This is a genomic window from Halomonas sp. 5021, from assembly GCF_036663435.1.
Classification (GTDB): domain Bacteria; phylum Pseudomonadota; class Gammaproteobacteria; order Pseudomonadales; family Halomonadaceae; genus Vreelandella; species Vreelandella janggokensis.
In genome coordinates, this window is record NZ_JAXOVU010000001.1 from 552,518 (window position 1) to 579,061 (window position 26,544).

Annotated in this window: 25 protein-coding genes; 21 read left to right on the forward strand and 4 right to left on the reverse strand. The window is 55.6% G+C overall.

Features of this window, described 5'->3' with window-relative positions; genetic code table 11:
* Positions 1-117 precede the first annotated feature (117 nt).
* Positions 118-3,495 carry an ammonium transporter gene (gene amt / locus R3F64_RS02755; RefSeq protein WP_332609622.1) on the reverse strand — a complete coding sequence of 1,126 codons (3,378 nt, stop codon included), beginning with the start codon at positions 3,493-3,495 and terminating at the stop codon, positions 118-120.
* A 323-nt stretch (positions 3,496-3,818) separates the two neighbouring features.
* Between amt and R3F64_RS02760 the strand changes: the two genes are divergently transcribed.
* The 4 genes from R3F64_RS02760 (at position 3,819) to R3F64_RS02775 (ending at position 7,987) form a co-directional block, all read left to right on the forward strand.
* Entirely contained in the window at positions 3,819-5,060 is a 1,242-nt protein-coding gene (locus R3F64_RS02760; RefSeq protein WP_332609623.1) for an NAD(P)/FAD-dependent oxidoreductase, read from the forward strand.
* Between the two features lie 71 nt (positions 5,061-5,131).
* Complete coding sequence (locus R3F64_RS02765; protein ID WP_066320510.1) at positions 5,132-5,341, forward strand: putative motility protein; 210 nt, start codon at positions 5,132-5,134, stop codon at positions 5,339-5,341.
* Between the two features lie 259 nt (positions 5,342-5,600).
* Positions 5,601-7,190, forward strand: coding sequence for a peptide chain release factor 3 (locus R3F64_RS02770; protein ID WP_332609627.1), 1,590 nt, complete (start codon positions 5,601-5,603; stop codon positions 7,188-7,190).
* 20 nt (positions 7,191-7,210) lie between these two features.
* Positions 7,211-7,987: a TatD family hydrolase gene (locus tag R3F64_RS02775; protein WP_332609628.1), complete on the forward strand. Its 777-nt coding sequence runs from the start codon at positions 7,211-7,213 to the stop codon at positions 7,985-7,987.
* Positions 7,988-7,994: 7 nt separating this feature from the next.
* Here the strand turns inward: R3F64_RS02775 and ygfZ are convergent, their stop codons facing one another.
* Positions 7,995-8,957 carry a CAF17-like 4Fe-4S cluster assembly/insertion protein YgfZ gene (ygfZ, locus tag R3F64_RS02780; RefSeq protein ID WP_199285332.1) on the reverse strand — a complete coding sequence of 321 codons (963 nt, stop codon included), beginning with the start codon at positions 8,955-8,957 and terminating at the stop codon, positions 7,995-7,997.
* A gap of 209 nt (positions 8,958-9,166) precedes the next feature.
* On the opposite strand from ygfZ, the gene R3F64_RS02785 reads away from it, so the two are divergent.
* From R3F64_RS02785 to R3F64_RS02815, 7 genes are all read left to right on the forward strand, one after another.
* Positions 9,167-9,364: a hypothetical protein gene (locus tag R3F64_RS02785; protein WP_199285331.1), complete on the forward strand. Its 198-nt coding sequence runs from the start codon at positions 9,167-9,169 to the stop codon at positions 9,362-9,364.
* Positions 9,364-9,771, forward strand: coding sequence for an OsmC family protein (locus tag R3F64_RS02790; RefSeq protein WP_085918527.1), 408 nt, complete (start codon positions 9,364-9,366; stop codon positions 9,769-9,771). Before R3F64_RS02785 ends, R3F64_RS02790 begins: the two co-directional genes overlap by 1 nt.
* 27 nt (positions 9,772-9,798) lie before the next feature.
* Positions 9,799-11,823, forward strand: a complete 2,025-nt coding sequence (gene uvrB / locus R3F64_RS02795; protein ID WP_085918528.1) for an excinuclease ABC subunit UvrB — start codon at positions 9,799-9,801, stop codon at positions 11,821-11,823.
* 3 nt (positions 11,824-11,826) lie between these two features.
* Positions 11,827-12,654 (forward strand): endonuclease VIII, encoded by an 828-nt coding sequence (nei, locus tag R3F64_RS02800; RefSeq protein WP_332609632.1) that lies wholly within the window; start codon positions 11,827-11,829, stop codon positions 12,652-12,654.
* A gap of 180 nt (positions 12,655-12,834) precedes the next feature.
* Complete coding sequence (locus R3F64_RS02805; RefSeq protein WP_332609634.1) at positions 12,835-14,340, forward strand: fumarate hydratase; 1,506 nt, start codon at positions 12,835-12,837, stop codon at positions 14,338-14,340.
* Between the two features lie 116 nt (positions 14,341-14,456).
* The gene (gene cls / locus R3F64_RS02810) at positions 14,457-15,875 is read left to right on the forward strand and encodes a cardiolipin synthase (protein ID WP_332609636.1); all 1,419 of its coding nucleotides are present in this window, start codon (positions 14,457-14,459) and stop codon (positions 15,873-15,875) included.
* A gap of 55 nt (positions 15,876-15,930) precedes the next feature.
* The gene (locus R3F64_RS02815) at positions 15,931-16,848 is read left to right on the forward strand and encodes a LysR substrate-binding domain-containing protein (RefSeq protein ID WP_199285327.1); all 918 of its coding nucleotides are present in this window, start codon (positions 15,931-15,933) and stop codon (positions 16,846-16,848) included.
* Between the two features lie 4 nt (positions 16,849-16,852).
* Here the strand turns inward: R3F64_RS02815 and R3F64_RS02820 are convergent, their stop codons facing one another.
* On the reverse strand, positions 16,853-17,956 hold the full coding sequence (locus R3F64_RS02820; protein ID WP_085918533.1) for a bifunctional nicotinamide-nucleotide adenylyltransferase/Nudix hydroxylase: 1,104 nt from the start codon (positions 17,954-17,956) through the stop codon (positions 16,853-16,855).
* 155 nt (positions 17,957-18,111) lie between these two features.
* Here R3F64_RS02820 and R3F64_RS02825 point away from each other — a divergent pair, with 155 nt between their 5' ends.
* Together R3F64_RS02825 and yccX are read left to right on the forward strand one after the other, a co-directional pair.
* Positions 18,112-19,020: a YihY/virulence factor BrkB family protein gene (locus R3F64_RS02825; RefSeq protein ID WP_199285326.1), complete on the forward strand. Its 909-nt coding sequence runs from the start codon at positions 18,112-18,114 to the stop codon at positions 19,018-19,020.
* 14 nt (positions 19,021-19,034) lie between these two features.
* Positions 19,035-19,310, forward strand: coding sequence for an acylphosphatase (gene yccX, locus R3F64_RS02830; RefSeq protein WP_085918535.1), 276 nt, complete (start codon positions 19,035-19,037; stop codon positions 19,308-19,310).
* On the opposite strand, the gene R3F64_RS02835 is transcribed toward yccX, so the two are convergent.
* Positions 19,307-20,248 (reverse strand): D-2-hydroxyacid dehydrogenase, encoded by a 942-nt coding sequence (locus R3F64_RS02835; RefSeq protein ID WP_264823116.1) that lies wholly within the window; start codon positions 20,246-20,248, stop codon positions 19,307-19,309. The genes yccX and R3F64_RS02835 overlap by 4 nt on opposite strands.
* A gap of 182 nt (positions 20,249-20,430) precedes the next feature.
* Between R3F64_RS02835 and R3F64_RS02840 the strand changes: the two genes are divergently transcribed.
* From R3F64_RS02840 to tolR, 8 genes are all read left to right on the forward strand, one after another.
* The gene (locus R3F64_RS02840) at positions 20,431-20,715 is read left to right on the forward strand and encodes an FmdB family zinc ribbon protein (RefSeq protein WP_085918537.1); all 285 of its coding nucleotides are present in this window, start codon (positions 20,431-20,433) and stop codon (positions 20,713-20,715) included.
* A gap of 66 nt (positions 20,716-20,781) precedes the next feature.
* Positions 20,782-22,563 (forward strand): aspartate--tRNA ligase, encoded by a 1,782-nt coding sequence (gene aspS, locus R3F64_RS02845; protein ID WP_332609641.1) that lies wholly within the window; start codon positions 20,782-20,784, stop codon positions 22,561-22,563.
* A 74-nt stretch (positions 22,564-22,637) separates the two neighbouring features.
* Complete coding sequence (gene ruvC, locus R3F64_RS02850) at positions 22,638-23,192, forward strand: crossover junction endodeoxyribonuclease RuvC (RefSeq protein WP_332609642.1); 555 nt, start codon at positions 22,638-22,640, stop codon at positions 23,190-23,192.
* A 79-nt stretch (positions 23,193-23,271) separates the two neighbouring features.
* A complete protein-coding gene (ruvA, locus tag R3F64_RS02855; RefSeq protein ID WP_085918540.1) occupies positions 23,272-23,883 on the forward strand; it encodes a Holliday junction branch migration protein RuvA in 612 nt (203 codons plus the stop codon).
* A gap of 32 nt (positions 23,884-23,915) precedes the next feature.
* The gene (gene ruvB / locus R3F64_RS02860) at positions 23,916-24,953 is read left to right on the forward strand and encodes a Holliday junction branch migration DNA helicase RuvB (protein WP_066320533.1); all 1,038 of its coding nucleotides are present in this window, start codon (positions 23,916-23,918) and stop codon (positions 24,951-24,953) included.
* Entirely contained in the window at positions 24,950-25,342 is a 393-nt protein-coding gene (gene ybgC, locus R3F64_RS02865) for a tol-pal system-associated acyl-CoA thioesterase (protein ID WP_199285323.1), read from the forward strand. Before ruvB ends, ybgC begins: the two co-directional genes overlap by 4 nt.
* A gap of 67 nt (positions 25,343-25,409) precedes the next feature.
* Complete coding sequence (gene tolQ / locus R3F64_RS02870) at positions 25,410-26,084, forward strand: protein TolQ (RefSeq protein WP_233337408.1); 675 nt, start codon at positions 25,410-25,412, stop codon at positions 26,082-26,084.
* 12 nt (positions 26,085-26,096) lie between these two features.
* Positions 26,097-26,534: a protein TolR gene (gene tolR / locus R3F64_RS02875; protein ID WP_085918544.1), complete on the forward strand. Its 438-nt coding sequence runs from the start codon at positions 26,097-26,099 to the stop codon at positions 26,532-26,534.
* The last annotated feature ends 10 nt before the right edge of the window (positions 26,535-26,544 follow it).

Below are 26,544 nucleotides of genomic sequence, written 5' to 3' on the forward strand. Positions count from 1 at the left end.
TGTTATTTCTCTGTTATAACTCCTCAGTTAATTATTCAAGCTCGTTCTTCAAGTTCGTTCTTTCGCCTTTCTTCCTTGGTAGTTGATTTGCAGGGTTTTGTTATTTCCGGTTTCTGATTAACGTGGCATTACCTTGATAGGCTGTCCGCCTACCTGGGTGAGTGAGCCTGGGTGTCCGAGTAAAAAACCTTGGGCATAGTCAATGCCGAGCGTCGTGAGTGTATCCAGGGTTTGCTGTGTTTCGACGAATTCAGCGATGGTTTCTATATTGAGCGCTTTCCCCACGGCATGAATGGCTTCCACCATCGCTCGATCTATCGGGTCTTCATGAACATGGCGAATGAAATGACCGTCGATTTTTAAATAATCAACGGGCAACTGTTTCAAGTAGCTGAAGGAAGACAGCCCTGTGCCAAAATCATCCAGCGCAAATCGGCAGCCAAGTTGCTTAAGCGTGTGGATGAGCTCGATCACGCTTGAAAGCTGGGCAATGGCCGCGCTTTCGGTAATTTCAAAGCACAGGCTGCCCTTGGGCAGTTGGGCTTTGTGTACCTGGGTGATCAAATCCCTGCAGAATTCGCCATCAGACAGTGACGCGCCCGAGAGATTGACCCCCCAGCAGCCCCAGGCAGTGTCTGGGGCTGAGCGGGTAATATCGGACAGCCATGCAAGCGTGTTGCGAACCACCCAGCGGTCAATGCGCGGCATAAAGTGATAGCGTTCGGCGGCAGGTAAAAAACTGCCCGGTGTGATCAGGTTGCCGTCTTCTTCCAGGCGTAAAAGTATTTCCTGGTAAGCGGGGCGTTTGGCGCAGACAGCTTTGATTGGTTGGGCAAAGAGTCGGAAATGATCATTGTCGAGGGCGTTCTGTAAGCGCTGTACCCAGCGAAGTTCGCCGTCGCGTTCGAGTACCGAATGGTCATTGGCCTGGTAGCAGTGAAGGCGGTTGCGTCCTGCCTCTTTGGCGGTATAGCAGGCGGCATCGGCGGCGTGAAGCGCATCGGTTAGCTGCATGTTGTGATCCGTCAGAGCGACCAGCCCGATGCTGACGCCAATACCAAAGGTGTGCTCCTGCCAGGCAAAGCGATAGTTTTCGATATCACAGCGGATGGCATCGGCGATTTGGCAGGCTTGATCAATAGGGCAGTTGGGCAGCAGCAGGGCGAACTCGTCGCCACCAAGTCGTGCAACGGTATCGCTGGTGCGCACATAAACCTGCAGCTTTGTGGCCACCTGCCGTAGGAGCTCATCACCGGCGATATGGCCGCAGGTATCGTTGACGATCTTGAACTGGTCAAGATCCAGATAGCATAAAACGTGCGATCCTTCCTTCTCATTCAGCAAATGGCTCAGTGTTGTTTCAAATGCTCGGCGATTGATTAGCCCTGTCAAATTGTCGTGGCTGGCCTGGTAGTTAAGCTGGTCGGCAAGCTGGCGGGTGACGCTGACATCCTGAAAGACGGCCACTGCGCCCAGCGTAATGCCGCTGCGCGAGCGAATAGGGGCGGCGCTATGCTGAATGGGCGTTCGCTGTCCTTCGCGGTGTTCAAGCCAGCCATCGTCCGTTGAATGAATGGCGCGATGCTGGGTGAGCACCTGGCGCGCTGGGTTGCTCCTTAGGCTACCGGTATTGTCGTCAATGAGCCGGTAAATAGACTGGATCGGTTTTTCACGTGCGTCGCGAAGGTGCCAGCCGGTCAGCCGCTGGGCTTCGCTATTCATGAACGTGATCAAGCCACTGGCGTCGCAGGTGATAACGCCATCGCCAATGGAAGCAAGGGTTGTTCTTGCCAGGTCCCTCTCGCGGTTTAGCTGCTCCTGCAGGCGCTTGCGTTCGGTAATGTCACGCACCATGCCGGAACGTTCGGAGGCCGAGCCACTGGCACCTTCGCTTACCTGAATTTCCAGGTAGCGGATTTCCTGAGTGGCGGAGCGCAGTTTAATCTCGTGACGCTCACCCGGTGCCAGGTTTCGGCTATCCAGTAAGCGGCTGACGGGGGTACCTATCATTTGCTCGGCTTGAACGCCGAACAGCTGTTCGGCTCCGGGGTTAAGGCTGGTTAGCAGCCCATTGGCTTGCCAGGTAAGCACGCCGTCGCGCAGGTTGTGCAGCATCACGCGGGTATGCCCGATAGCGCTTTCCAGTGCCGCGGCGACGCGGTTGTAGCCTGCCGCTATTTCACCCACTTCAGAAAAAGGATCTGCCTCGATGCGCTGGCGCATGTCGCCCTGCTGCTCGTGACGGCGCATGTGTTCCAGTAATTGAGTCAGTTCGTTATGGGTACCGTGCTCGGCGAGGTTGAGGCCCATTTTTTCATCTTCAGCGCTAACGCGAAGTGGAAAATAGCGCCCCGAGATACGAAACAGCAGCCACGCAATACCAAAGCTCCAGAGTCCACAGACAACGACGCCCAGCAATTGAACGCCTGCCTGCTCCAAGGTGCTCAGTCCCGTGGCCAGTGCCTTGGGGTTGGCTATCCAGGGCAGAGCGAGCGTGCCCCAAATGCCGGGAATCAAATGCGCCGGAATAGCGCCTACGGCATCATCGATGCGGTGGTTGAGTAGCCATTCACTGGTGACCACCATCAGAACGCCGCTGACAGCCCCGAGCCCCAGTGCTGCCGACATCGAAATCGCATGGGCGCCTGCGGTAACAGCGACCAGCCCGGCAATGGCGCCGTTGATGGCATACATGACGTCAGCATAGCGACGGGTTCGCCAGCCCATCAGCATGGCGGATAAAATGCCACCGGCGGCGCCCAGGACGGTATTGGCAAGAATGCCAGGTACCTGATTGTTAACAGCCAGCGTGCTGCCGCCGTTGAAGCCAAACCAGCCGAGTGTCATGAACAATGCCCCTAACATGGCAAGGGGAAGGTTGCCTGCCGGGAAGGCGGTGGGAGGTTGGTTTTGGTTGAAGCGTCCCTGGCGAGGGCCGATGGCGAGGACGGCTGCAAGCGCGACCCAGCCCCCCACGCTGTGAACGACGGTTGAGCCGGCAAAATCGACAAAACCCAGCGAGGCGAGCCAGCCGCTTTCGCCTCCCAATAGACCGCCCCATGCCCAGTGTCCAAATACGGGGTAGATGAGTAGCGCTATCCAGAGGGCGGTCCATAGGTAGGCAAAAAATGGCATTCTTTCGGCGACGGCACCCGCCACAATGGTCGCAGCGGTAGCACAGAACATGGCTTGAAAGATAAACAACGTGATTACCCAACTCGATACGGAGTTGAGCTGCCACCCGAACAGGCTTGTGCCCAACCAGCCGCCTTCCGAAACACCGAACATCAACCCGAAGCCCACTAGCCAGAAGATGCTCAATGCGATGGCAAAATCCGCAATATTCTTCATTGCGACATTGATGGCGTTTTTGCTGCGGGTTGTGCCGGCTTCCAGGCATAAAAAACCCGCCTGCATGACAAATACCAGCGCGGCTGCCCATAATACCCACAGCGTATCGAGCAGTTCGGTGTCGACAATGGGTGTGAGCGGCATGGCGGTGTCCTTGGTATTTTTGGTGCGTGGCACGCACCTTTTCGGTGCATGGCGCTATGCAAAGGTTGTTAAGACAGTGCTGAATTAATGTTCTTTGCCCTGATGATGATTCACCCGGTAATAAGGCCAAGCAATTGCTGTGCCGCAATGTCGGGCGCTGTCGATTTTTGTGCTTAAGGCGATATTAATTTCTGATTTATCTATTAAAAACAGTTTTTTGGACTGTATTAATGGTTCTTTATCAGTGCTATTTTTTTAGATAAATAGGCGTGCGGTGTAACGAGCCCGCGTGTCGTGTAATTTGCAGATCGGAGGGTGTTTCAATGTCGCGTCATGCAGTGGTGTTAGGGGCAGGTATGGTAGGTGTCAGCATTGCATGGCAACTGCAGCAGCGGGGTATTCAGGTCACCCTGATGGACCGGCGCCAGCCAGGCCGGGAAACATCCTTTGGCAATGCCGGTATTATCCAACGTGAAGCGGTAAAACCGTATCCCTTTCCTCGCGATTTGAAAACTATCCTGAGTGTATTGCCCAATCGGCGCGTGGATATCCGCTATCGTACCGGCGGGATGCTGGAAGCGGCATCGCCGTTATTGAGCTATTGGCATCATTCTTCGCCGCGTCGCTACCGGCAGATCGTGCCGGAATATGCCTCCTTGATTCAGCTGTGTCTTAAAACCCATGAGCCGATGATTGAGGCCGCGGGGGTCGAGGACTTGGTTCGTCGTCAAGGTTGGCTGGAGATATATAGAACCCCGGAGAAGCTGGCCGAGCGCGCAAAAGAGGCCGAAGAAATGCGGGACCTCTACGATGTGCAATTTCAAGTGTTGGATCGACAGGCATTGCGAGACAAGCAGCCCGACCTTGGCGATGACATCATTGGGGCCATTCATTGGCTTGATTCCTGGACAGTCGCCGACCCAGGCGCGCTGGTGGCTGCCTACGCGGCGTCATTTGTCGCCAATGGCGGACGCGTTGTGCAAAGTGATGTTCAGTCGGTCACCCAGCGTGAAACCCAGTGGCGTGTGACGACCAGCGATGGAGAAGTGGTGGCAGATGATGTCGTAATGGCACTGGGACCCTGGTCAGGCGAGTGGCTCAAAGGGCTGGGCTATCGCTTCCCGACCTTCGTCAAACGGGGCTATCACATGCATTATGCCACTCAAGCACCGGCTCGGTTGCAGTACTGGTTGATGGATGCCGAGGTGGGCTACTTGCTGGCGCCCATGAATGCAGGCATCCGTCTTACCACGGGTGCCGAGCTGGACCGCCTTGAGTCACCGGCTCATGAAGGCCAGCTAAGCGCGGCGGAAAGCGCTGCACGACGTATTTTTCCGCTGGCTGAGCGTCTTGATGAAGCCGCCTGGAAGGGCGCACGCCCGTGTCTTCCGGATATGAAGCCGGTGATTGGCCCTGCGCCCCGTCATAAAGGCCTCTGGTTGGCCTTCGGGCATGGCCATCAAGGGTTTACCCTGGGGCCGGCGACGGGCTACCTGCTGGCGGACATGATGGAAGGTAAAACGCCAGCCATTGATATGGCCCCCTTCAGGGCCGAGCGTTTTTAGCGCGCGATTTTGCGTGTTGTCACACCATTTGCTAGTCTCCTAGTATATTCGTACTACATTGAGGTGATTATATGGATGTAGCCGTCAGCAACGCCGTCAGTACGGCGCTTTACATGAATCAGGCGCAAAGTGCTGAGCAAGCTCAAATGCAGGTATTCAAGGAAGCACTGGATACCCAGGCGCAGCAAGTGACTGACATCATGGCGTCTGCCGATACCGGTGCACAGCCTGATCTAGCAAAAGAGGGCACCGTGGGGACTCAGGTCAACACCTTTGCCTGAAACGTAATACGTTCCCGACAGCTTTACGCAAAACGCCGGTTTCCCGGCGTTTTTTTATGTCCGGTTATTCACGCCTGGCTCTTTGTCATGGCTCCTGCTGTTCATGACCGCAGTCTCGCTTAACTAAACCGTCCCACAACCGTCCTCTTGTGGCCCCATACTGTCTGCGAGGGTACAATTGCGCTCAATGCCACACAGCTCAGCCGCTGACACCCTGCATCTATGTGCCTGGCTGAGTCCACGTTAATGATGAGGCCCGATGAAAGATACTCAATTAGCCCAGGAAGCCGGGCTTAGAAGAACCTTTGCTATCATTTCGCACCCCGATGCCGGTAAAACGACCATTACAGAGAAAATGCTGCTGTTTGGTAATGCCATTCAGCTGGCCGGATCGGTGAAGAGCAAGCGCAATGATCGCCATGCCACGTCGGACTGGATGAAAATGGAGCAGGAGCGGGGCATCTCGGTGACAACCTCCGTGATGCAGTTTCCTTATGGGGGACGCATCGTTAACCTGCTCGATACGCCAGGTCACGAAGATTTCTCTGAGGACACCTACCGTACCCTGACGGCGGTGGACTCCGCCCTGATGGTGATTGATGGCGCTAAAGGCGTCGAGGACCGGACCATCAAGCTGATGGACGTCTGTCGTCTACGCACCACGCCGATTCTGACCTTCATCAACAAAATGGACCGCGATATCCGTGATCCTATTGAGGTGATGGACGAGGTCGAGACGGTGCTCAACATACAGTGTGCGCCAATGACATGGCCCATCGGCATGGGACGGCACTTCCGCGGGGTGTATCACCTTTATAATGATGTGGTTCATCTCTATACCCAGGGTCAGGGCAGTCGTATCCCCGAGGACAAGCGTATCGAGGGGCTGGATAATACCGAGGTAGACGAAGTGCTGGGTGAAGAACAGGCTGAAGAACTGCGCATGGAAGTTGAACTGGTGCGCGGTGCATCCCATGAGTTTGACCTTGATGCTTATCGCCGTGGGGAATTGACGCCCGTCTATTTCGGGACGGCCATGGGCAACTTTGGCGTACGCGAAATGCTGGATGGCTTTGTCGAATATGCACCGGCTCCCCAACCCCGGGAAACCGATGTGCGGGATGTGCCGGCTGACGATTCTCGCTTTACTGGCTTTGTGTTTAAAATCCAGGCCAATATGGATCCCAATCATCGCGATCGTATCGCTTTTCTGCGGGTATGCTCGGGCAAGTACGACAAGAACATGAAGATGCGCCATGTGCGTATCAACAAGGACGTCAAGATTGCCGACGCGCTGACGTTCATGGCCTCCGACCGCTCTCAGGTAGAAGAAGCCTGGCCTGGCGACATCATCGGCCTGCACAACCATGGCACTATCCAGATTGGCGATACGTTTACCGTGGGTGAGAATATGCGCTTCACCGGTATTCCGCATTTTGCGCCGGAGCTTTTCAAACGCGTGCGCTTGAAAGATCCGCTTAAAATGAAAGCCTTGCAGAAAGGCTTGCAGCAGCTCTCCGAAGAAGGCGCTACCCAGGTCTTCATGCCGATCGACAACAATGACCTGATTCTGGGGGCAGTGGGGACGCTGCAATTTGACGTCGTGGCGCACCGTTTGAAAGAAGAATACAAGGTCGACTGTCTGTATGAAGCCGTCAATGTTCAGACAGCGCGCTGGGTGTATTGCGAAGATCCCAAGATGCTTGAGGAATTCAAGCGTAAGGCAAGCACCAACCTGGCGATCGATGGCGGCGGCTACTTGACCTACATCGCACCGACCCGCGTCAACCTGCAAATGACCCAGGAGCGCTGGCCGGATATTCGCTTCCAGCCGACGCGCGAGCACTAGCCGGGCAATACGAGGCGACCATGCTGATTGATGCCCACTGCCATCTTGATTTTGCGGTGTTCGACCCTGATCGTGATGCGGTCATGTCAGCCGCAAGAGGCGTGGGGGTCAAGCACTTCATCGTGCCGGGGACGACGCGTGCTCGCTGGCAAGCCGTGCTGGCGCTGGGACAGCGATGTCAGGATGTCAGCGTTTGCGCAGGGCTTCATCCCTACTTTACGGGTGAACACCGTGATCAGGATCTGGCTGAGCTCGAGTGCTTGCTGAAAGAGCGCTCCGAGCTAGTCGCCGTCGGTGAATGCGGGATTGACGCTCGCTTTGACACTACCCTTGATGCCCAATGGGCGTACTTTGATGCCCAATTAACCTTGGCCAAGCAGCATGCCTTGCCGGTGGTCGTGCATTGTGTCAAAGCCAACGACACCGTCGCCAAACGGCTTCGTCAACGCACGCTTTCCAGAACCGGGTTGATCCATGCCTTTGCCGGGTCTTACGAGCAGGCCAGGAAGTTTGTGGATCTTGGTTATGTCCTGGGTCTGGGGGGCGCGGCGACCTATTACCGGGCAAAGCGATTGCACCGGGTTATCAAGGCATTGCCCGATGACAGTTTTGTGCTGGAAACGGACAGCCCCGACATGCCGCTAAGTGGCTACCAGGGACAGCGCAATGAACCTTGCCGAGTAAGTGACGTCTGCAATGTCGTGGCCGAATTACGCGGACAAGCACGCGAACATGTCGCCGCCATCAGCAGCGCCAATGCTGTCCGCCTGTTTCGCTTACCCGTTGCGGTCGATTAATCAGCGTTCAATTCGCCAGGCCCATGGCGAGCTGCTCGGGGTCGAGCCGCTCGATAGCGTAGGGAAGATCGAGTAGTGTCAAGCGGGCCTCCCCGATATAAACGGGCATGGCCTCTTCCATCACCTTGGTATTCATGACAGCCAGAAGCTCAATGCTGCCTGTTTCGCTAAGAGCGCTGGTAACGACTTCGCCGACGGCCTTATTGGCTTCATTGATAATCGTGTCCCCGGTTGTTGGCGCCTCGATATTCGAAAGTTCGGCACGCACCAGGCGTTTTTTTACCTGACCACGAAAATGAGCCCGGGCAACGACTTCCTGACCGGTGTAACAGCCTTTTTTGAAGCTGATACCGCCCAGCGCTTCCCAATTGAGCATCTGCGGCAGGAAATGGTCCTGCTGTGCCTCGGTCAGCCATGCCAGGCCGCTGCGGATGTCAGCCAATTGCCAGGCGGCCCGTCCGCCTTCATCGTCAAGTGTCTCGATAAGAGTGTCGTCTTCCAGACAGAACAGCCAGCGTGGTGTATCGCCTGGATAGCACAGCACGCTGGCGTGTGGGTTTGTGGATTGAGTGCCAGGCGCGTTGGGCAAGGGGAGGTCCAGCGTTTCCGCAACTGAGCGGGCATTTTCTCCCACGCCGACCAGCAATAGCCCGGGAAGTGGGGTTAGCTCCGCTTTATAAAAAGCGGCAAATTTTTTTAGGTGGCTGCTCAGCGTTTCAAGCAGCGACGCGCTGAGAAGTAGCCGATAATGACTGTCACCAACCTTCATCAACTGGGCATTTGCCAGCATGCGTCCCTTTGGCGTGCAGAAACAGGTAAGCGGCGCAAAACGCCCGTCGGCAAGACTGACCTGAGCGCTGGTTTGCCCTTGCAAGAATTTCTCGGCATCGGGTCCTTGGATATCCAATGCCGCTAAATGGTTAAGGCGAATACCGCTGTTAAGGGCATCGATTGAGGGAACGGTCGCCATGACAACTCCTGTTGAAGGGGTGGCTGGATCGTGTTGCGAATCAATATTGTCTTAAGTATGGGCAATGGACCGCAATTGCAAGGGTCCTGCCGCGTGCTAGACTCGTTGTTTGTATCAGTTTTGCATAGGACAATATCAATTCGCTCGGAGAGCCAATCCAGTTGGCATTGACCCGTGACGGTAAAATGTATTTGAAACAAGGCTAGCCGATGGCACAGCAATCACTAACCTTTCACGGTGTGAAATCCGCTGAACAGGTCAATCAGATTACCACCGCGCTGATGATGCTCGAAGGCGTGGACAGCGCTGAAGTGGGTCGCTATGGCGCTGAAGTGGACGGTCGCGTAAAGCGTGAGGCGCTCATCAAGGCCGTTGAAAAGCTCAAGCTGGGCATAAAGGTAACATGATGCACAAGCCGATTACGGTGATCAGTGAGCGCAACAGCGCTTTCCGCCAGCGCGTCGAGGTTGACGGCCTTGAGGATCTGGCCGCCGATGTGCCGCCCGTCGTGGGCGGTGACGGCAGCGCGCCTGACCCCCATGACTATTTTGATATTGCCCTTGGAACCTGTAAGGCAATTACCGTACAGATGTATGCCAAGCGAAAGCAATGGCCTCTGAAAGGCATTACCGTCACTGTTCAGCGCGATGACAGCCAGGAAAGGAAAGGTGAGTACAAGCTGGCGGTGATGATGACCTTTCACGGCATTGATGATCCTGAGCAGCGTGCCCGGCTGGAAGATATCAGCCACCGCTGCCCCATCCAACGGTTGATGACCACATCGACCGTGGAGATTACGACGAGCACCACGTAGCTCGCCTTACCCTGATCAGGAGTGACGATGAGCAAGGATTTCCGGTTGCAATCGAAATTTGAGCCCGCAGGCGACCAGCCCAACGCTATCAAGGGCCTGGTGGGGGGGCTAGAGTCGGGACTTGCCCATCAAACGCTGCTCGGTGTCACCGGCTCGGGGAAAACCTTCACCATGGCCAATATCGTCGCGCAACAGCAGCGGCCAACGATTGTCATGGCGCCCAATAAGACGTTGGCGGCGCAGCTATACGGTGAGTTCAAAGCGTTTTTCCCGGATAACGCCGTTGAATACTTCGTGTCCTACTACGATTACTACCAGCCGGAAGCCTATGTGCCGTCGTCGGACACTTTCATTGAAAAAGATGCCTCCATCAACGACCACATCGAGCAAATGCGCCTGTCGGCGACGAAAGCACTTCTGGAGCGCCGGGATGCGTTGATTGTCGTATCGGTGTCAGCGATTTATGGCCTGGGCGACCCTGACCAGTACCTCAAGATGCGCTTGCATTTTACCCGCGGCGAGTTGATCGACCAGCGTGCTTTCCTCCGTCGTCTCGCGGAACTTCAGTACACGCGTAACGATATGGATTTTCGCCGCGGTACTTACCGGGTGCGAGGCGATGTGATCGATATTTTCCCGGCAGATGCCGAAGAAGAAGCCGTGCGGGTGGAGTTGTTTGACGATGAAATCGACTCGATCCGGCTCTTTGATCCTTTGACGGGCGACGTGCGCGGGCAAGTCCCGCGCATGACCATCTACCCGAAATCCCACTATGTTACGCCTCGAGAAACGATTCTAGGCGCGATTGACGATATCAAGGCAGAACTTAAAGAGCGGTTGGAGTGGCTGCGCAAGCACGAGCGTCTGGTCGAGGCGCAGCGGCTCGAGCAGCGCACGCTGTACGATATCGAGATGATGCTCGAACTGGGTTACTGCAACGGTATCGAAAACTACTCTCGCTATTTATCGGGCCGCACCCCCGGCGAGCCACCGCCGACATTTTTCGATTACCTGCCAGACGATGCGCTGCTGTTTATTGATGAATCCCACGTCAGCGTGCCCCAGGTAGGCGGGATGTACAAAGGTGACCGGTCGCGCAAGGAAACGCTGGTGGAGTACGGATTCCGCTTGCCGTCTGCACTCGATAACCGGCCGATGAAGTTTGAAGAATGGGAAGCCATTTCACCGCAAACGATTTTTGTCTCGGCGACACCGGGCCCTTATGAAGCCGAGCATGCAGGCCAGGTTGTCGAGCAGGTCGTGCGGCCGACGGGCTTGCTGGACCCCGAGATTGAAGTGCGTCCGGCAAGCACGCAGGTTGACGATTTGCTGTCCGAGATCAGGCTTCGCACCGAGGTGGGCGAACGCGTGCTGGTGACCACCCTCACCAAGCGTATGGCCGAAGACTTGACCGAATACCTGGACGAGCATGGCATCCGCGTCCGCTATCTGCATTCGGATATCGATACCGTCGAGCGGGTGGAAATCATCCGCGACCTGCGGTTGGGGAAATTCGACGTGCTGGTGGGGATCAACCTGCTGCGTGAAGGGCTGGATATCCCGGAAGTCTCATTGGTTGCCATTCTTGATGCCGATAAAGAAGGTTTTCTGCGTAACGAGCGCTCATTGATCCAGACCATTGGCCGCGCCGCACGTAACGCCCAGGGGAAAGCTATCCTTTACGGCGACCGGGTTACCGATTCCATGCGCAGGGCGATGGATGAAACCGAGCGTCGGCGTGACAAACAGAAGGCGCATAACGAAGCCCATGGTATTACCCCAACCACGATTACCCGCTCGGTAACCGATATCATGGAAGCCGCACAGGCACCGGGCAAGAAAAGCAACCGCAAGCGGGGTAGTGATCGCAAAGTGGCCGAGAGTACTGCCGAGTACGATACCGCGAGCATGGACAAGCACGATTTCCTTGCCGCGATCAGCAAAATCGAAGATGCCATGTTTGAAGCGGCGCAAAACCTTGAGTTTGAGGAAGCGGCACGCTTGCGCGACCAGTTGCACAAGATGAAAGAAAAACAGCTGGCGCTAGGGTAGGGCATGCCTGAAGGTCCGGAAATCCGTCGTGCGGCAGATCGCATTGAGCAGCAGATAGGCGGCCAGGTGATTGACGATGCCTGGTTCGCCTTCCCGGAACTTGCCGAGCAGGCAGCGTCACTGCTTGGGGTGCGGGTTTCGCGGGTAGATACTCGGGGCAAGGCAATGCTGATCTGGTTTGCCGACCAGCGCGTGCTTTACTCCCACAATCAACTGTATGGGGTTTGGAAGCTTCACAAAGAAGATAAGCCCCCCAGCACCCGGCGCTCGCTGCGTGTTCGAATAACCACAGATGGGCGCTGCGCCAGTCTGTATAGTGCTTCCGATATTTCACTCTGGCACGAAGACAATCTCACAGAACACCCGTTTTTATCCCGGCTCGGGCCTGACCTCCTGAGCCAGAAGGTGACCCCGCTGCAAGTACAGCAGCGCATGAGCCTTAAGCAGTTTCACCGACGTGGCCTGGGTGCATTACTTCTGGACCAGGGCTTTGTCGCGGGGTTAGGCAATTATCTGCGCTCGGAAATTCTTTTTTTTGCCCAGTGCCACCCCAAACAGCGCCCGGTTGATTTAACCGAGCGGCAGCGCCAGCAGTTGGCTATTTTTATTATCGACATAACTCGACAGGCCTACCAGCAGGCGGGGGTAACCAATACAAAGGCCTGGGTTGAAAACGCCATCGCCGCCGGTGAACCGCGTCGCCAATGGCGCTTCAGTGTTTTTGAGCGAGCGGGACTTTCCTGCCATCGTTGCGGTCGCGTTATCGAGCGTATGATGGTCGGCTCCCGGCGGCTTTACTGGTGCCCCGGCTGTCAAATAGATACGCCATGATTTATACCGTTATCTTTTTGTTTGAAAACCATTAAACCAACACACCCCCTAGAATTACAGACATACAGTGTTGCTGCCGGAATAATGCCAATACGGTATAATGTTTACACGTTAAACAGGCCGCTATTCCCATCACCGCTTAGGCCGCCGACAAGACGATAACCGAGGAGCAGTTTGTCCATGACCGTGATTCGCCAGGACGACGTGATTCAAAGCGTTGCCGATGCACTGCAGTACATCTCTTACTACCATCCCAAAGACTTTATCGATGCTATGGCGGCTGCCTATGAGCGTGAAGAAAACCCTGCCGCCAAGGATGCGATTGCCCAGATTTTGATCAATTCGCGTATGTGTGCCACCGGTCATCGCCCAATTTGTCAGGATACCGGTATCGTCACGGTGTTTGTTCACGTGGGTATGAATGTCACCTGGGACGCTGGCATGAGCCTGGATGACATGGTCAATGAAGGGGTGCGTCGCGCCTATCAGCTACCCGACAATATTTTGCGAGCGTCTGTCCTGGCGGACCCTGATGGAAAGCGTCAGAATACCAAGGACAACACCCCGGCGGTTATCCACCATAAGCTTGTGCCGGGCGATAAAGTCGATATCCATGTGGCAGCCAAGGGCGGTGGTAGCGAAGCAAAATCCAAGTTTGCCATGCTCAACCCCTCTGACAGCGTGGTGGATTGGGTAATGGAGCAATTGCCTAAAATGGGCGCTGGCTGGTGCCCGCCTGGTATGCTGGGTATCGGGATTGGCGGCACGGCCGAAAAAGCCATGGAAATTGCGAAAGAGGCACTGCTGGATCCTATCGATATCCAGGACTTGCAGGCAAGAGGGGCCAGCAATCGCGCCGAGGAGCTGCGTCTCGAGCTGTTCGACAAGGTCAATAAAAGTGGCATTGGCGCACAAGGCTTGGGTGGCTTGACGACTGTGCTGGATATCAAGGTCAAGGATTATCCGACGCATGCGGCAAATAAGCCGGTCGCCATCATTCCCAACTGCGCGGCCACTCGCCATGCCCACTTCACACTGGACGGCTCTGGCCCCGTGGCGCTACCTGCCCCCAAGTTGGAAGATTGGCCGGAAATTACCCGTGAAGCCGGCGACAACGTCAAACGTGTCAACCTGGATACGGTGACTCCCGACGATGTCAAAACCTGGCAGCCCGGCGATACGCTCTTGTTGAATGGCAAGCTGCTGACCGGGCGTGATGCGGCCCACAAACGCATGGTAGATATGATTGCCAAGGGCGAGCCGTTACCGGTCGATATGAAAGGGCGGTTTATCTACTATGTGGGCCCGGTGGATCCGATAGGTGACGAAGTGGTCGGCCCTGCAGGTCCTACCACCGCCACACGCATGGACAAGTTCACCCGCACCATGCTCGAAGAAACAGGCTTGCTGGGCATGGTGGGCAAGGCCGAGCGAGGGCAGGCGGCGATTGACGCCATCCGCGATAACCAGGCGGTTTATCTGATGGCGGTAGGCGGTTCTGCTTATCTTGTTGCCCAGGCAATAAAGAAATCCCGCGTGGTTGGCTTCGAGGATCTCGGCATGGAAGCCATTTATGAGTTTGAAGTGGAAGATATGCCGGTTACCGTCGCCGTGGATAGTGCAGGAACCTCGGTGCACCAGACCGGGCCTGCCAAGTGGAAGGAAATTATCGCCCAGACGGCTTGAATGTTGGAAAGGAGTCGCGTGTTTCAGGCGATATAGGCCCTGCCAGTGGCGGGGCCTATGTCCATTCTCGGCCAGCGCATCGCAATGGAATTGACACCCATAATGAGGACACCACTATGACCTCGTGGTTGCTAGGGACCGGCATCTTGTTGATCTATGTGCTGGGGATTGTTTCAGCGGTGATGGCGCTGATGTCCAGCCGGACCTCCCAGGGCGCGGTCGCCTGGATTATCTCACTACTCACGTTTCCTTATGTTGCCGTACCTGCCTATTGGCTATTTGGACGGCCACGGTTTTATGGCTACGTGACGGCCCGCGGGGTGCGTGACAATATTTTACGCCGCATGCTGGTACGTTATCGCGCCAACATTGACCCCTATGGTGTGACGGCTAAAAGCGCCGATATTCGAGCCGTTGAACAGTTGGCCATGATGCCAATGACCCAGGGTAACCAGGCAACCTTGCTGATTGACGGCGAGGAGACCTTCGAAAGCCTGTTTGCGGGCATTGAGCGTGCCCAGCGCTATATTCTTCTGCAATTTTTCATCGTTCGGGATGATCGGCTTGGCCGCCGATTGATGGCGTACCTTCAGCAAGCTGTGCGGCGTGGTATCAATATCTATTTCCTATACGACGAGATGGGCAGCCGAAAGCTCAGCGATCGCTATTTAAATGATTTGGCCCAGTCAGGTATCGAAGTCAGTGCGTTTCGATCCTCCAGGGGGCTTAAGCATCCTTTCCAACTGAACTTTCGCAATCATCGTAAAGTGATGGTGGTCGATGGGCATGAAGGTTGGCTTGGCGGGTTTAACGTCGGCGTGGAGTATCTGGGCGAGGATCCTAATCGTGGCCCCTGGCGCGATACGCATCTCAAGCTTGAAGGCCCGAGTGTTCTGGGGCTTCAGGAAGCCTTCTGGGAAGATTGGCATTGGGCGACAGGCGAAGTGATAACCCTGGATTGGCAGCCCGTGCAAACCTTCGCCAGTAACCATCACGTGGTCGTGGTCCCCTCGGGACCTGCAGATCGCCAGGACACAGCAAGCCTGCTCATACAGCAGGTAATACAGAGTGCCGAAGAGCGGCTATGGGTTACCAGCCCCTATTTTGTGCCGGACCAGGGTGTTCAGGATGCGCTTCGGCTAGCCGCCATGCGTGGCGTGGATGTCCGGGTCATGATACCCGAACGGCCTGATCACTTGCTGGTTTTCCTGTCGGCCTTTTCATTCCTGCCCGATATGTTGCGCGCTGGTGTAAAAATATACCGTTATCTTCCTGGTTTTCTCCACCAGAAAGTGATGCTTGTCGACAACAAGGCAGCAACGGTCGGTACAGTGAATATGGACAACCGTTCTTTCCGGTTAAACTTTGAAATCACCGCTTTTATGCCCAGCCCGTCCGTTGCTGCCCAGGTTAGCTTGATGCTCGAGAACGATTTCGCAAGATGTCGTCGTATCAGCCTGGATGAGATTGCCCAGCGTCCCTGGTGGAAAAAAGTGGTATCACGGGCGGCCTATTTAACGGCGCCCATTCAGTAAACTGAAGGCTCCGTGCCAGATCAATTCAAATAACTAGGGTGACAAGGAGTCGTTGGTGAACCTTGAAACAAAATGGTTGGAAGATTTCGTCGCATTGGCCAATACCCGGAGTTTTTCAGCATCTGCCAGGCAGCGGCACGTGACTCAGCCAGCGTTCAGTCGGCGTATCCGGGCTTTAGAGCAGGCGGTGGGGGTGACGTTGGTTGACCGTTCAACGACGCCGGTGGGCTTGACCTCAGAAGGACAGCTGTTTCTGGTTACCGCGCGAAACCTTGTTGAGCAGCTTAACGAATCGTTAGGCCATTTACGGGGGCTCTCGATTGCCAATGAGGCGCTGGATATCGTCGCCGCGCATTCGTTAGCGCTGAGCTTTTATCCGCCCTGGATATCGCGACTGCAAAAAGGCCTCGGTGAGCTGCCTACCCGATTGGTCGCGATGAATGTCGGAGAGGCCATTCACGTGCTTCGTGAAGGCAACTGTGACCTCATGCTGGCCTACTATGATCCATTCGCCACCATGCAGCTGGATGCTGAAGTGTTCCCGTCTTTTTCGATTGGCAACGTCAATATGCTCCCCGTGTCATTACCCGATGCCCAGGGCAAACCATTGTTTTCACTTCAAGAAGGTGACTCTGTGCCCTACCTTGCTTATACGCAGGGTGCCTTTTTGGGGCGCAGTGTACGCATGCTGCTGAAAAACGACCCCTTGCGTATGAAACTGCGCACCGTCTATGAAACCGCCATGGCGGAGGGGCTGAAGGGGATGGTGCTTCAAGGGGTAGGCATGGCATGGATCCCCGATTTTTGTATTCGCGAAGAACTAAAGAGCGGTCGTTTGGTGCGTGCTGCCGATGCCAACTGGGATATCCCGCTGGAAATCCGGCTGTACCGCTGTTCACTGGTCCACAAGCCTGGTGTAGAGCGCTTGTGGCGGCAAATGATGAAGCTGCCCCGGGACTTTCTGCAGGGGTAATGAATTAGTGCGCTGACTCGCTCGTAAAGTCGGCAGGCAGGCCAAGAAAATTTTGAATGATAAAAAAATGGTCTTCAAACAGGCTATCGGGCTGAAGGTCGGCAAGGGCGACCCAGCGGGCATGGTCACCGCCCTTGACGGGTTTCAATTGCGGCAACTGCTGGTCGGGGCGCAAGGCAAAGTAGAAGGCTTCAGCCAGCGTTCGGCCACGCCAACTGCGGTGAGGTTCATCAAACAGGCGCTGGCCTCTCAATGAGCCCTTCAAAACCGGCTCAGGTACTTTCAGACGGATACGCTCACGCAATTCCCGCAGGCAGGCGTCAAGCAATCGTTCATGGGGATTGATAAAGCCACCTGGTAATGCGAACAGCCCCTTACCCGGTGCTGCAGTACGGCGTACCAGTAGCACATGGCCTGACTGGACCACCACGGCATTGACGGTAACAAAAATGGGAGGGTAGGGCGCTTGTTGCCAGGCTTTACGATACTGGTCCAGCAGTTGCTGCTCCTCCAGCAGTTGTTCGTAGTCGCTTCCCCGGCAAAAAAGCGCCACACGATCAACCACGCCAGGGGGTAGGTCGTGGTAGGCACCTGTACTGAGGTAGTCGTCGGTGGACCCAGGCGAGCGAAACAGACGTTCACGGATCTGGCTTGCTGAAATACCTTCGACCAACGGGACACTCACCGACTCCCATTGCGGGAATAGTGATAGGTAGTAGCTGGATTGTCCCCGGCTAGCCCCTATAAGACCGATCCGTGGCAGTCTGGCATTTGCCGGCGCGGTCAAGTCCCTTACTTTACGCTGAACATCGCGAACCCAGACGTCGTTGTTGTAAAGCGCATCCAGTAGCGGTGTGATTTCCAGTCGCTGGTTATCCTCCTCGTCAAAACCTGAGCGCAACATCATCTGCCGTTCTTCAAAACGCCATGGATTCCGCAGCGAGCGCGCCTGCCAGGAGGAGCCGACCAACACGATGACCTGACGAGCTTGTTTCAGTGCTTCACGAATAACCGCCAGATGTCCCAGGTGAGGGGGCTGAAAACGGCCAATAAAGACGAGGCAGTCAAAGTCATACGCCTGGCTCGGGTGTGAGGCATCAGTTGGCATGCGAGGCTGTCCTTTGTCTGTCAATCATGGCCCCGCATTATGGTGGGCTTGGCGAGGCGGCGCAATCTAGCTCTGCAGCCAACGGTATGATTGGGTATGCTAATTATAATAGGCCATGGAGAGTTGGCCCTGTATCAATTGATTAGGGAGTTTTCATGCTCAAACGCAGCGCATATTTTTGGGGCAACGTGCTCAGGGACTCGGCGTCATTATGGTTGAAGCGCAACGCCTTCAGCTATGCAGGCTCCTTGGCGTTTTACACCCTCTTTTCACTGGCCCCCACCATTATTATTGCGGTCACCGTCATTGGCCTTGTGCTGGGTGAGGAGGCGGCGCAGGGTCAGATCGTGGCACAACTGCAAGGCACGATCGGCAGTGATGCCGCAGCGGTAGTGGAACAAGCCGTCGCTCAATCGCGCATTCAGGAAGCGGGGATAATGCCGACGATACTCGGCGTGGGCGCACTTGTCGTGGGTGCCACAACGGTGTTTGCTCAGATGCAGTTCTCGCTCAATACGATCTGGGGCGTCACCGCCAAGCCGACTGCCAACGGGGCGCTGGTGTTCATTAAAAATCGTATACTCTCGTTAACGGTTGTGCTGTCGATCGGGTTTATATTGCTGGTCTCGTTAGTGTTGGGTGTGGCCATCCGGGGTGCGCTCGGTGCGGCAGATAACCTGCTACCTTATGTAGGCCTGCTGAGCCAAGTGGCCGAATCGCTGGTTTCGCTATTGGTTGTTGCTTTGCTTTTCGCCACTATTTTCAAGGTCTTGCCCGATGTGGTATTAAGTTGGCAGGATGTTTTGATAGGTGCTGTGGTAACCGCCGTATTATTTACCATTGGCCGGAGTGTCATCGCTGTCTATCTTGCTTATACGGCAACGGCTTCCACTTACGGTGCGGCTGGTTCTGTGGTGATGGTGCTGCTGTGGGTTTATTATTCATCCCTCATTTTGCTCTTTGGCGCCGCCTTTACCCGCTCACTTCTTTTGCGCAGAGGTCGACCGTTGGTGCCACGCAATAGCGCTGTTGTTATCAAATATCAGGAAAATGACGACGGCTAAAACAGGAGACGACAATGGCAGATTGTTGTGTACGTGCTTGGGTGACGGGAAAAGTGCAAGGCGTTTTGTTTCGGCGCTCTACCCAACATCAGGCGCTGCAGTATCGTTTAACCGGCTATGCGAAAAACTTGCCTGACGGTCGTGTTGAAGTATTGCTTTGCGGCGGTCCAGAGGATGTAAAAACCGTCAGCGAGTGGTTATGGAAAGGCCCTGACGGGGCGCAGGTGACCCATGTCGAATTTAACGTGCTGGATCAGTGCCACGCCCCGGATCATTTTGCGACTTATTAGCGGTTTGCCTGCCACTGCTGGATGTTCTCAGAGGTCAGGCTGACAATGTTTTGCCTGGCCTCTGGCGTAATCCAGGCATTATGGGGCGTGACAACCAGGTTGAGTGGTTCATCCAGCGCGGCTAGCAGTGGGTGTCCTTCGCGTGGCGGCTCATTGGGTAGCACGTCGACGGCAAGCCCGCCTATGTGCCCATCCCTGAGTGCCGAGAGCGCGGCATGTTCGTCGATAACGCCTCCACGGGCACAGTTAATCAGCAATAACGAAGGTTTGGCCCTGGCCAGGCGTCCTGCATTGATCAGGTGATGGGTGGCGTCATTTAGCGGGCAGTGAAGGCTGATAACGTCGGCTTCTGGCAGCAGGTCGTCGAGTGACGGACGGGGGTCGTTCGCTTCATTCCCCGGGCGGGCTGCAAAGGTGACGCGCATCCCCAGTGCTTCAGCCAGACGTGCTACTTCCGAACCAAGTTCGCCCTGGCCTACCATCACCAGGTGCTTGTCCGATAACTGCATCGTCGGATAATGCTGCAGGCAGAAAAAGTCGCTGTCTTGCCAGGCGCCCGCGGCAACATCCCGTTGATAAAGCGGCAGTCTGTTTGCCAACGTCAGCATCAGCATCAAGGTGTGCTGCGACACACTGGCGGTGCCATAAGCGGCAACGTTCTTAACGGCTATCCCTCTGGCATTGGCAGTTTCCAGATCGATATTGTTAAGCCCGGTAGCCAGCACACAGATCAATTTCAGCGAGGGCAACTGATTGAGTGTCTCCGCATCCAGGACAACTTTATTGACAATGGCGATATCGGCATTGTCCAGGCGCTCACGAGCCTGTTGAGACGTGCTTTGACCGAACACCTCAAGGTGCGATACCGACTGACGGATAGCGGTTAGATCGATTTGCGGACCAAGACTCTCGGCATCCAATATGACTGCATTTGGCATTTTCTGACCTCCACTGTCTGCCGGTGGCGTCTAGCCTTGCTCGGCAGGGGGCACAAAAGGGTATAATAAGCTGGCGTGAATAATCATCGCCTTGGAATTTATCCCGACGGGCCGCATATTGCAGCTTGGCAGCATTCATGTTGCTGTTTTGTCGGAGTTGAGCTTTATCTGGAGTCATCAACATGCCCATCTATGAATATGAGTGCAAGGCCTGCGGCCATCGCATGGATAAATTGCAAAAAATCAGCGCCGATCCGTTAACGGATTGCCCTGCGTGCGAAAGCGCCAGCTTGTCGCGGCTGGTATCCGCTGCCGGTTTCCGCTTGGCGGGCGGCGGCTGGTATGAAACTGATTTTAAAACCGGCAGTAAAAAGAATTTAGCTGCTGATGCCAAAAGCGCAACGCCCGAGACAGGTGGTCAGAATAGCGCCAGTCCGGCGGCCAAGAAAAAAGACACGGCGGCCTAGCCGACGTCGTCAGACCGACCAAGGTCCTACAATTACCTTTTGCCACGAAACACAACAGGATGAAACATGCGCAGTCATTATTGCGGCCAGCTAAACGAAACATTGGTAGACCAGACGGTCACCGTATGCGGGTGGGTGCATCGCCGCCGTGACCATGGTGGGGTTATCTTTCTCGATATGCGCGATCGCGATGGCGTCGCTCAGTTCGTCGTGGACCCAGATACCGCCGACGCGTTTGCCAATGCCGACCGTGCTCGCAATGAGTTCGTTCTGCGCATTACCGGGCGGGTTCGTCTGCGCCCCGAAGGTACGCAGAATCCCAATATGCCCACCGGGATGATTGAAGTACTGGCAAAAGACGTCGAAGTGCTTAATACCGCGGTGACGCCGCCTTTCCAGCTCGACGAGCATGGCAAAGTCGGTGAAGAGGTCCGCCTCAAGCACCGCTATATCGATTTGCGCCGCCCCGATATGATCGACAAGCTACGGCTGCGCTCGCGTATTTCACACACCGTACGCGCGTTCCTCGAAAATCAGGGATTTCTGGATATCGAAACCCCGGTTTTGACCCGTGCGACGCCCGAAGGGGCGCGCGATTACCTGGTGCCGAGCCGTACCCATGCGGGCAACTTCTTTGCACTGCCGCAGTCGCCGCAGCTCTTCAAGCAGCTGTTGATGGTGGCGGGGTTTGACCGCTACTACCAGATTGCCAAGTGTTTCCGCGACGAAGATCTGCGTGCCGATCGCCAGCCCGAGTTCACCCAAATCGACATCGAGGCCTCGTTCGTTGAAGAAAACGACATCATGGACATTACCGAGTCCATGATTCGTCAACTCTTCCAGGAAGTGCTCGATGTCGAACTGGCCGCGTTTCCGCGCATGACGTGGCAGGAAGCCATGGACCGCTTTGGCTCAGACAAACCCGACTTGCGTATTCCCCTTGAATTGACCAATGTCGATGACTTGATGCAACAGGTTGACTTCAAGGTGTTCTCCGGCCCGGCAAATGCGGCAGATGGCCGCGTTGCAGCGTTGAAGGTTCCTGGCGGTGCATCACTTTCACGCAAGGAAATCGACGAATACACCAAATTTGTCGGTATCTACGGCGCCAAGGGGCTTGCTTGGATCAAGGTCAACGAGCGCGCGAAAGGCCTTGACGGGCTGCAGTCGCCGATCGTCAAGTTCATGGAGAATGTGGTAGAGGATCTGCTCGACCGTGTCGACGCCAAAGATGGCGACATTATTTTCTTCGGTGCTGACAAAACGCGTATCGTCAACGAAGCGATCGGCGCATTGCGCGTTAAGCTGGGGGCAGACCTCGACCTGTATACCCAAGACTGGGCTCCTCTCTGGGTCGTCGACTTCCCGATGTTCGAAGAGGACGATAACGGCCGCCTCAGCCCGCTGCATCATCCCTTTACTGCCCCGTCATGCTCGCCTGAAGCACTCAAGGATGACCCGGCGAACGCCTTGTCGCGCGCCTACGACATGGTGCTGAATGGTACCGAGCTTGGCGGCGGCTCGATCCGTATTCATGATCAAACCATGCAGCGTACGGTGTTTGACATCCTGGGAATTGGCCAGGCAGAAGCCCAGGAAAAGTTCGGCTTCCTGCTGGACGCCCTCCAGTACGGTGCGCCGCCTCACGGTGGTTTGGCCTTTGGTCTGGACCGCCTGGTGATGCTGATGGCGGGTGCCAAGACCATCCGCGAAGTGATCGCGTTCCCGAAAACCCAAAGTGCCGCTTGTTTGATGACCGACGCCCCGGGCGAAGTCAGCTCAGAGCAGCTCAAAGACCTTAATATCCGTTTGCGTCAGAAAGCCAAAACGGATACCACGGCCGAATAAGCGCTCTTCATATACCACCTTGCACCGGCGCCCAGGCGTCGGTGTTTTTGTTTGGACGACTTGAGTGCTGTTATATGCAGACACCTGCCTTATCCAACCCGTTGCGTATCCTGGGCATTGACCCTGGTTCGCGCATTACCGGCTATGGTGTCATTGAGCTGGTAGGGCTTGTTCCCCGGTATGTTGCTAGCGGCTGCATTCGCACCGCTGAAGGTCCGCTCGAGCAGCGTTTGGCTCAAATCTACGCAGGGCTAGGGGAGGTGGTCGGATTGCACCGCCCAGATGCTGTGGCCATTGAGCGCATTTTCATGGCAAAAAATCCCGACTCAGCGCTCAAACTGGGGCAGGCAAGAGGGGTGGCGCTGGTCTGTATGGCCAACCATGGTCTGGCAGTTGATGAGTATGCCGCGCGGCAGATCAAGCAGGCGGTAACCGGTCAGGGCGGCGCCGATAAGTTGCAGGTGCAACATATGGTAACGGCTATCTTGCATCTGGCGGCTTCACCGCAGGCGGATGCGGCTGATGCACTCGCGATTGCACTGACCCATGCCTACGCCAGCCAAGGACCCAAGGCGCTAACCACGCAAGGAGGAGGGCGTCGCCGTTCCTCCGGGCGCTGGCGACTCTGATAATCAGCCGCCAACCACTGGTCACTTGTACAGAGTGGCTTTATAGTGGCGACTGGTTTGGCTTAGCGCGAGCATAGATATGATTGGACGGCTTAAAGGCCAGTTAATTGAGAAGCAGCCGCCTTGGATCGTGGTGGATGTACATGGCGTGGGATACGAGCTGGAAACGTCGATGACAACGCTGGTAGCGCTGCCGCCGGTGGGTGAAGGCATTTTTTTATATACTCATCTCACGATACGGGACGACGCCCATCTGCTATATGGATTTGGTCGCGAGCATGAACGTGCCCTGTTTCGCGCCCTGATCAAAGTGAATGGCGTGGGGCCCAAACTGGCTTTGGCCATCTTGTCGGGTATGGATGAAGACGCTTTTATGCGTTGTGTGCGCGATGATGACAGCAAGGCGCTCACCAAACTTCCAGGCGTGGGTAAAAAAACCGCCGAGCGCTTGATCATAGAAATGCGTGACCGCTTTCCTGAGTGGGAAAATGGCCGCGATACCACGCTTCCTCTCGAAGCCGCCAATGGACAGGCTACTCATCACCGAAACAGCTTGGCGGACGCCGAGTCGGCGCTCGTGAGTCTTGGCTACAAACCGACCGAGGCCACGAAAATGCTGGCCGACCTTGATGGTTCTCAGTCGACCGAGGCCCTCATCAAGGCGGCACTTACCCAGCGCATGAAGGGCTGAACGCGTACAACCAAGGACGTAAATGAACGCTTATGCTAGAGCACGATCGACTGATTGCCGCTGAGCCAGAGCAGGGTGAAGGCCGCATTGACCATGCGATTCGCCCTAAACGGCTCCAGGACTATATTGGCCAACCCCGCGTTCGCGAGCAGTTGGAAATTTTTATTGGGGCCGCCCGGCTGCGTGAAGATAGCCTTGACCATACATTGGTGTTCGGCCCACCAGGCTTGGGCAAGACCACCTTGGCCAACATTATTGCCACGGAAATGGGCGTGGGGCTCAAGTCGACGTCGGGCCCGGTGCTTGAAAGGGCCGGTGACCTGGCGGCCATGCTCACCAACCTGGAGCCTGGGGACGTCCTGTTTATCGATGAAATCCATCGCTTATCGCCCGTTGTCGAGGAAGTGCTGTATCCGGCGATGGAAGATTTTCAGCTCGATATCATGATTGGTGAGGGGCCTGCTGCACGCTCGATCAAGCTGGATTTACCGCGCTTTACGTTGGTGGGCGCCACCACTCGAGCAGGGCTCCTCACCTCGCCGTTGCGTGATCGTTTTGGCATCGTTCAACGGCTGGAGTTTTATAACCTGACCGAGTTGACAGAGATCGTGACCCGTTCAGCCAAGCTGCTTGGCGTTGAAACTCATCATGACGGTGCCGTTGAAATTGCCCGTCGCTCAAGGGGCACCCCGCGAATTGCCAACCGCTTGCTTCGCCGAGTCCGCGACTATGCCGAAATGAAGGGCGATGGCACCGTGGATGCAAGTCTGGCAGACGCGGCGCTAAACATGCTTAATGTGGACCACCATGGGTTGGACCATATGGATCGCAGGCTGTTATTGGCAATGATCGATAAATTCGACGGCGGGCCAGTAGGTGTCGATTCACTGTCAGCCGCCATCGGTGAGGAACGCGATACCATTGAAGACGTCATCGAGCCATATTTGATCCAGCAGGGACTGATGATGCGCACGCCTCGCGGGCGCGTCGTCACGCGGCAGGCCTGGTTGCATTTTGAGCGTGTTCCCCATGAGGCGTCCATCGAGGCCCAGGGAGAGCAGCGTCCATGAACCAGTCGCCGCGTTACCCGGTCCGCGTTTACATGGAAGATACAGACGCGGGGGGGATTGTCTACTACGTTAACTACCTGAAGTTTATGGAACGTGCCCGCAGTGAATGGCTGAGATCCCTGGGGATCGACCAGCAAACGTTGCTGGACGCAGGCACTCAGCTAGTGGTATATCGCTTGTCCTGTCATTACACCAAGCCTGCGCGACTAGATGATGCGCTTGACGTAAGTGCCGATGTCGTCAGTGTTGGCCGCTGCCGGATGACATTTGAGCAGCACGTATGGCGGGAAAATGAACGTCTTTGCGCCGCCACGGTCGAGATAGCGTGCTTGAGTGCGCAGGATCTGCGCCCTATGGCATGGCCGTCTGCGCTCAAATCGCTTATGTAACGCACGATGCGGGCACCTAACACCACATTACTGATGATTGATGAGGGCACTTGTGAACGATAATGCCATGTCTATTCCACACCTGATTATGAATGCCAGCGTCGTTGTTCAGCTGGTCATGTTGCTATTAACAGTGGGGTCCATTCTTTCATGGGTGGTGATTTTTCAACGCGGCATTGCCCTGCGCCGTGCGCAAAAAGAATATACCCAGTTTGAAGAAACGTTCTGGTCAGGCGTTGATTTGAATGAGCTTTACCGTGAAATCCCTGCTGATGATCCCCGCCACGGGGCTGAACACATCTTTCAGGCAGGCTTTCGTGAATTCAATCGCCTGATGCCCAAGACCCGTAATACCACAACGGTTCTGGAAGGTGTTCAGCGCAGCATGCGCGTCGCATGGTCACGTGAGGAAGACCGCCTGACCCAGCATCTTGTCTTTCTCGCGACAGTGGCTTCTGCCAGCCCCTATATAGGCCTGTTTGGCACTGTGTGGGGCATCATGGGGTCCTTCCAATCGCTCTCCATGACCCAGCAAGCCACATTGGCAACGGTCGCCCCCTGGATCGCAGAGGCATTGATTGCCACGGCAATGGGCCTTTTCGCCGCGATACCTGCCGTGATTTTCTACAACCGGCTTTCCAACAACGCCAGTCGCTTGTTGGGCAAGTACGAGGATTTCGCTGAAGAGTTCCACGCTATCTTGCACCGCAATCTGCAAGGGCGCGACAGCGCGTCAAGCTAAGGGAGTTGCCCCATGCAAGGACCGTTTAAACGCGGCGGACAGCGTAAGCCTATGGGTGAAATCAACGTTGTCCCCTTTATCGATGTCATGCTGGTGTTGCTGGTCATTTTCATGATTACCGCTCCGATGTTGAATCAGGGAGTGGACGTTGAATTGCCCCAGGTCAGTTCAGAGCCAATAGAAAGTCAGGAAGACAACGACCCGATCATTATTTCCATCGATCGCGAAGGACAGTACTACCTTAGCCTCGGAGACGATTCGACCCAGGTCTCTGCTGATGATATCACTCGCCGGGTTAGCGCTATTATAGAGCAGCAGCCTGACACGCCGGTGATGGTTCGTGGCGACCAGAATGTGGCTTATGGTGAAGTGGTCGTGTTGATGAGTAATCTGCAGCGCTCGGGCGTGGCCAATGTGGGGCTCATTTCTGAGCCACCACAGAATGAGTAAGGACGCACAG